This window comes from Streptomyces sp. NPDC020996, assembly GCF_040641355.1.
Taxonomy (GTDB): domain Bacteria; phylum Actinomycetota; class Actinomycetes; order Streptomycetales; family Streptomycetaceae; genus Streptomyces.
The window spans coordinates 22,275-29,362 of record NZ_JBFADM010000086.1 but is presented as its reverse complement, the minus strand read 5'-3'; the positions used below and the strand labels follow the sequence as shown (position 1 = coordinate 29,362).

Genomic DNA, 7,088 nt, shown 5'->3' with positions numbered 1-7,088 from the left:
TCGCCGTCGGCGCGGCCAACGGCAGGCCCGCCAGTGCCCCGGTGAGCTTGCGCCACACACCGGGGCATCCCGTCTCCGGGAACAGGCACGCGGCCCGGCGGAGTCGCCGGGCGGCGGCGGAATCGGCAGGCGGCTCAGCCCTTGACGGCGCCGGTGAGCATGCCCTTCTTGAAGTGCCGCTGGACGAACGGGGAAGCGACCGCGACCGGTATCAGGGCGAGCACCATGACGGCCATCTGCAGTCCCAGGGCCGAGAGTTGCCCGGTGCGGACGGCCTGCTGGAGGCCGGTCGGCGCCTCGCTGTTCTTCTGGACCAGCTGGATGAGCACGTTCTGCAGCGGCATCATGTCCTGGTCGGAGAGGTAGATGGAGGCATTGAACCAGGCGCTCCAGTACCCGACGGCGTAGAACAGCGAGATGACGGCCAGCACCGCCCGCGACAGCGGCAGGATGATCGTGAGCAGGATGCGCAGGTCACTGGCGCCGTCGATGCGGGCGGACTCGGTGAGTTCCGGCGAGATCCCCATGAAGAAGGCGCGCAGCACGAGGATGTTGAAGACGCTCACCGCGCTCGGCAGGATCAGCGCCAGGTAGGTGTCGGTGAGTCCCAGGGACTGCACGAGCAGGTACGTCGGGATGAGGCCGGCCCCGAAGAACATGGTCGCCATCATGATCATCAGCAGCACCCGGTGGCCCAGAGTGCCCCGCCGGGACAGGCCGTAGGCCGCGAGCACCGACACCGTCATCGAGAACAGGGTGCCGACGAGCGTCACGCCGACCGAGACCATGATGGCCCGGCTGACCTGGCCGCCGCTGAGCAGTTCCCTGTAGTTGACGAAGGTGATGCCCTGGGGAATCACGACGAGACCGCCGACCCGGTCGATCACGGGCTTCGGGGACAGGCTGGTGACGATCACGATCCACAGCGGCCCGAGCACCGCCAGGCAGCACAGGGCGAGGAACGCGCCCTTCGCGGTGAGACCCGCCTTGCCCGGCGGCTCCTCCCACACGGGGCGGGCCGGAGCCTTGAGGCTGCGGATGAGCTGGGTGTTGAGGCTCACTTCTGGTACACCCCCTGCTCGCCCAGCAGGTGCGCGAACTTGTTCGCGGCCAGGACGAGACACAGTCCGATGGCTCCCTTGACGAGGCCCACCGCGGCCGCGTAGCTGAAGTCGCCGTTCTGGATACCCATGTTCCACACGTACGTGTCGAGGACCTCGCTGGCTCCCACGCCGACCGCGTCCCGCTGGAGCAGGAACTGCTCGAAGCCGACGCTCAGGGCGTCACCCACCCGCAGGACCAGCAGCAGGGCGATCACCGGGCGCAGCGCGGGCAGCGTCACGTGCCACATGCGCCGCCAGCGCCCGGCGCCGTCCATTGCGGCGGCCTCGTACAGATCGGTGCTGACGGCGGCCAGCGCGGCGAGGAAGACGATGATCCCCCAGCCGGCGTCCTTCCACACGGCCTGCGCGGTGACCAGGTACTTGAACAGGCTCGCGTCGGTCATCAGGTCGAAGCCGCTCCACCCGTGGTTCTCGAGGGTCTGGGCGATGACGCCCGCGCCGCCGAAGATCTGCTGGAACACGGTGACCACGAGGACCCACGAGAAGAAGTGCGGCAGATACATGATCGCCTGCGCCACGGCCCGGACCCGGGGCCGGATCACGCTGTTGATGACCAGCGCGAGGGCCACCGGGACCGGGAAGAACAGCACCAGTTGGAGCACGAACAGGACGATGGTGTTCTTGACGGCGTCCCAGAACAGCGGGTCGTCCAGCATCCGGGAGAACTGCTCCACGCCGACCCAGGGGCTGTGGAAGATCGCCGTGACGCCGTTGCTGGAGACGTACGGGTCGTAGTCCTGGAAGGCGACGACGTTGCCGAGCAGCGGAACGTAGTTGAAGAGCAGGAGCAGCACGATGACGGGCAGCGTCATCAGGACGAGCGCGCGGTCCCGGCGCCACCGGACCCGCCAGGGGATCCGGCCGGCCGTGCCCGCCTTGCGGGGCAGCACCCGCCCCTTCGCCGCGGCCGTGCCGACCGCGGCCGTCGGTTCCTCGACGGCCGCGGGGGGACGAGTCCCGTCGGGCCTGCTCCCGGCGGTGAGAGACATCAGTTGGCGCTGCCGTTCTTGTCGATGAGCTGCTTGTACCAGTCGCGCAGCTTCTCGCCGCCGGAGGACTTCCAGGTGGAGATGGCGGCCTGTACCTCGGACAGCTTCTTGTTGCCGCGCACGTAGTCGATCTCCATCTGCTCGAACTGGCTGGAGAGGTTGGCGAAGCGGCTCGGCTCGACGATGTTCATGCCGTACGTGGACGACTTCTTCATGAAGGCGCCCATCCGCTGCTGCCACTCGACCTGCTTGCGCGCGACGTCCGGGTAGTCGGGGTGGGCGTAGTAGGGAGCCGGGGCCGCCAGCATCACCCAGGCGTTGATCACCTCGCTGTTGCCCTGGTCGGTCTTGACCGGGACACCGTCCTTGACCGTGTAGTGGGTGCCCTCGACGCCGTAGTCGACGAACATCCGCTCCTTGGTGCCGTAGGGCGCGGCCGAGAAGTTCGCGGCGGCCAGCGCGTTCTCCACCGTCGTCTTCGAGGCGCCCTTGCGGATCAGCGACCAGATGGTGGCGGGCTGGGAGGCCCAGAGCTTCGGGTCGCCGCCGTCGGCGCCGAAGATGTCCATGCCCTCGATCTGGAAGTCCGGGTTGGCCTTGGCCTGTTCGGCGGTCTTCCCGTACCAGGCGGAGGTGTCGTTGTTGAACACCAGGATCTGCCCGGCGGTGAACCGCTGGCCGGCGTCGCCCGAGCGCGCCTTGTCGTCGGGGTGCACCACGCCCGCGTCGAACAGCTTGCGGGACCACTCCAGGGCCTCGAGGTACTCGGGCTGCTCGATGCGGTACGTCAGCTTGCCGTCGGACCCGATGTTCCAGCCCAGCGGGCCGGAGGCGCGGACGCCGAAGATGTTGAAGGCGGTCCAGGACATGTCGCCGCAGGCGTACACCTTGGCCTTGGCGCTGGTGGCGTCCTTGGCCCAGCTGAGGAACTCGTCGGGCGACTTGGGGACCGACCAGCCCTTCTTGTCGAAGATGTCCTTGCGGTAGTACGGCACGATGAAGGTCGCGGCGGCGGAGGGCATGGGGATGCCGCGCAGCGCGCCGCCGAAGATGCCCATGCGCCAGGCGTCGGAGGGGATCGCGGCCAGGTTCGGGTACTTCTTGACCTTGTCGCCGGCCAGGTAGGGGCCGAGGTCCATGAACTTCGCGGTGACCGCGTTGGAGATCTTGCCGACCAGTTCCCAGCTCGGCACGACCACCATGTCGGGTATGGAGCTGGAGGCGAGGACGGCGCCGAGCTTCTGGCCGTAGGTGTTGCCGTCCTGGTTCTGCCAGGTGACCTTGGTGCCCGCGGCGGCGTCGAGCGCCTTGTAGTAGGCGCAGTCGCCCTTGGGGGGAGAGCCCCAGAAGGGGGACATGATCTTGATGGGGGCCCCGGTGCCGAGCTTCTTCGGCACGGAGGTCTCGAGCGCCGAGAGGTCGACCTTGCCGGTGTAGCCGGCCGCCGATCCGTTCTTCGAGGGCAGGTCCGGCTTCGCGAGCGTGGCGGCGACGTACGCGGGGAGCAGCTTGTCCGCGGCCTTGCCCGACGTCGTGCCCTCGCGTGATCCGCTGTCCGACCCCCCGCAGGCGGCGAGCAGCGGCATCCCGCCTGCCACCGCTGCGGTGGCAACCGCCGTGGAGGCGAGGAAGCTTCTCCGGCTTGGCCCGGAGGAGGCGGAAGCGGTGTTCGGCGTCATTGCGTCAACCCTTCATGGCGCACCAGGACACCCGGCGGTGGCCGTCGGCTGTGGTGTCTCGAGTGGAACTGGCTGAGCCGAAGCGGGTCGCCGCCCGGTCGTCGGAGGACTGCGCACCGTCCCGGTGTGGCCCTCTTCGGATCGAAACAGTCGAAGCGCTTCGATGTTGCTGCGAGGTTAAGTGAACGACAGGGGGTGCACAAGGGTCGATCCCGAGATTCCTCGGAGGTATCCAGCAACGGCTGTCACGCATACGCTGCTTGAGATCGCGCCCGGTAGCCGGATCTGCCGACCCGAGGCGTCTTGACACCCACCCGGTCGTCGAACCAGCATCGAAGCGCTTCGAAAGAGCTCCACCGCTCCATCGCAAGGGGAACCACACGTGACCGCTCACCCGCCGCCCGCACCGCCGTTCCGCGATCCGCAGTTGCCGTTCGCGAAGCGCATCGACGACCTGTTGCAGCGGCTCACGCTCGACGAGAAGGTCTCCTTCCTGCACCAGTTCGCGCCCGCCGTCGACCGCCTGGGCGTCGCGGCCTTCCGCACCGGACAGGAGGCCCTGCACGGCGTGGCGTGGATGGGCCCGGCGACGGTGTTCCCGCAGGCCGTCGGCCTCGGCGCGACCTGGAACCCCGGCCTGGTGCGGCGGATCGGCGAGGCGGTGTCCCAGGAGGTCCGGGCGATGCGCGCCCGCGACGACCGCGTCGGCCTCAACGTCTGGGCGCCCACGGTGAACCTGCTGCGCCACCCCCTGTGGGGCCGCAACGAGGAGGGCTACTCCGAGGACCCGAAACTGACGTCCGCCATCGCCACCGCGTACACCCACGGCCTGCGCGGCGACCATCCGACGTACTGGCGCACCGCCCCCGTCCTCAAGCACTGGCTGGCGCACAACAACGAGACTGGCCGGGACGTCACGTCGTCCTCCGTCCGCCCGCGCGTGCTGCACGAGTACGACCTGCGCGCCTTCCGCGAGACGGTCGAGGCGGGCGCGGTGTCCGGGGTGATGCCGGCCTACAACCTGGTCAACGGCCGTCCCAACCACGTCTCCCCCTACCTGCGCGAACATCTGCGCCGCTGGACGGACGAGGAGCTGCTGGTCTGCTCGGACGCGGGCGCGCCCTCCAACCTGGTCGATTCCGAGCACTACTTCGACACCCACGAGGAGGCCACCGCCGCCGCGCTGCTGGCCGGCGTCGACAGCTTCACCGACCACGGCACGGACGGCTCGAAGATCACCGCCCGCGTGCACGGCGCCCTCGCCCGGGGCCTGCTGACGGAGGCCGACGTCGACACGGCCGTGCGCCGTCAGCTCGCGGTCCGTTTCCGACTGGGCGAGTTCGACCCGGAGCACGACCCGCACGCCGGCGCCGCCGCCTTCGACACCCCGGCGCACCGGGCGCTCGCCCAGGAGGCCGCCGAGCAGGCGATCGTGCTGCTGAAGAACGACGGACTGCTGCCGCTGCCCGCCACCGCCCGCGTCGCCGTCGTCGGCCTGCTCGCCGACGAGTGCAAACTCGACTGGTACAGCGGCACGTTGATCCACCGCTCCACCCCGCTGGAGGGCCTGTACGAGCGGTTCGGCACCCAGCGCGTGGAGTTCGCGGAGGGCGTGGACCGGGTCCGCCTGAAGACCTCGGCGGGCGCCTTCCTGAGCGTCCCGCCGGCCGACGCCGACGACGAGGTGCGCGGCGCCGAGGGCGCGCTGGACCCCGCCCAGCTCGCGGGCCGCACCGACCTGCCGCCGCTCACCACCGACGCCACCGGCACCGAACTCGCGCTGGTCGACTGGGGCGAGGGCGTGCTGACCCTGCGCGCCCCCGACGGCCGCTACCTCTCGGTGGCCGGCGACGGCTACCTGCGCGCCTCCGCCGACCAGCCGGGCGGCTGGGTCGTACAGGAGACGTTCCGACTCGAACCGCACGACAGCGGGCACCTCCTCAGGCACATCGGCACGGGTCGCCACGTCTCTGTCGCCGCCGACGGCGTGAAGGTTGCCGACGCGGACCCGGAAATCTTCGAACTGGTCGTCGTCGAGCGCGGCGAGGACGCGGTGGCCGCCGCGGCGGCGCGGGCCGACGTGGTCGTGGTGGTCGCGGGCAACGACCCGCACATCAACGGCCGCGAGACCGAGGACCGCACGACCCTGCGCCTGCCCCTCCACCAGGAGCGCCTGCTGCGGGCCGCCCGCACGGCGAACGAGCGCACGGTGCTGGCCCTGGTCTCGGCGTACCCGTACGCGTTCCAGACCGCCGGCCTGCCCGCGGTGCTGTGGACGGCGCACGGCGGGCAGGCCGCGGGCACCGCGCTGGCCCGGGTGCTGGCCGGCGACGTCTCGCCGGCGGGCCGGCTGCCGCAGACCTGGTACGAGGACGACGCCGACCTGCCCGACCTGCTGGACTACGACGTGGTCGGCGCCCGGCAGACGTACCTGTACTTCGAGGGGACGCCGCTGTTCCCCTTCGGGCACGGCCTGTCGTACGCGTCCTTCGCCTACGCCGACCTCGCGGTCCGGGCCGACGGCGAGGCGGTGCACGTCTCCTTCACGGTCACCAACACCGGTGACGTCACGGCCGACGAGGTGGCCCAGCTGTACACGCGCGCGGTCGAACCGTCGGTGCCGCGTCCGCGCCGCGAGCTGGTCGCGCACCGCCGGATCACGCTCGCGCCGGGCGAGCGGGCAGAGCTGTCCTTCGAAGTCCCGCTGCGTGCCTTCGAGTTCTGGGACGTGGCACACGGCAGGTGGCGCCTGGAGCCGGGCGCCTACGACATCCTGGCCGGCGCCTCCAGCGAGGACATCCGCCTGCGCACGACGGTGACCCTGGACGGCGAGCCCGCCGCCCCGCGCCCCGTCCTCGAACGCGGCCTGGCGGCAGCCGACTTCGACGAGCAGAGCGGCGTCGAGATCGTCGACCGGACGAAGGCCTCCGGCGACGCGGTGACGCCCGCGCAGGGCACCGCGGGCGAACTGATCTACCGCGCCTGCGACTTCGGCGACGGCGGCATCACGGCGGTGACCGCCGACCTGGCGGGCGAGGGCACACTCGAACTCTCCCTGGACGGCGGCCCGGCACTCGCCGAACTGACCCTGGGCACGCCCACGCAGAGCCCGTACGACTACGTCCCGGTAGGCGCGGAGATCGCCGCCGAAGGAGTACAGGGCGTGCACGACGTGCACATCAGGCTGCGCGGCCCGCTGCGGCTCGCGCACGTCGGCTTCTCCGGTTGAGGGTCCGGAACAGGCCGACGAGAAGGGGCCCGGCACCGGAAGTCATCGGTGCCGGGCCCCTTCGGGG

General features: G+C 70.5%; 4 protein-coding genes. 1 reads left to right on the top strand and 3 read right to left on the bottom strand.

The features are described from left to right. Window positions 1-134: 134 nt before the first annotated feature. From AB0G63_RS35825 to AB0G63_RS35815, 3 genes are read right to left on the bottom strand one after another with little or no spacing between them, the layout of a single operon-like run. On the bottom strand, window positions 135-1,061 hold the full coding sequence (locus AB0G63_RS35825; RefSeq protein WP_360759066.1) for a carbohydrate ABC transporter permease: 927 nt from the start codon (window positions 1,059-1,061) through the stop codon (window positions 135-137). Then, window positions 1,058-2,113, bottom strand: a complete 1,056-nt coding sequence (locus tag AB0G63_RS35820; protein ID WP_360759064.1) for an ABC transporter permease subunit — start codon at window positions 2,111-2,113, stop codon at window positions 1,058-1,060. Before AB0G63_RS35820 ends, AB0G63_RS35825 begins: the two co-directional genes overlap by 4 nt. Further along, window positions 2,113-3,792 (bottom strand): extracellular solute-binding protein, encoded by a 1,680-nt coding sequence (locus tag AB0G63_RS35815; RefSeq protein WP_360759062.1) that lies wholly within the window; start codon window positions 3,790-3,792, stop codon window positions 2,113-2,115. The genes AB0G63_RS35820 and AB0G63_RS35815 overlap by 1 nt, the downstream gene beginning before the upstream one ends. A 382-nt stretch (window positions 3,793-4,174) precedes the next feature. Between AB0G63_RS35815 and AB0G63_RS35810 the strand changes: the two genes are divergently transcribed. Beyond that, the gene (locus AB0G63_RS35810; protein WP_360759060.1) at window positions 4,175-7,021 is read left to right on the top strand and encodes a glycoside hydrolase family 3 C-terminal domain-containing protein; all 2,847 of its coding nucleotides are present in this window, start codon (window positions 4,175-4,177) and stop codon (window positions 7,019-7,021) included. Window positions 7,022-7,088 lie beyond the last annotated feature (67 nt).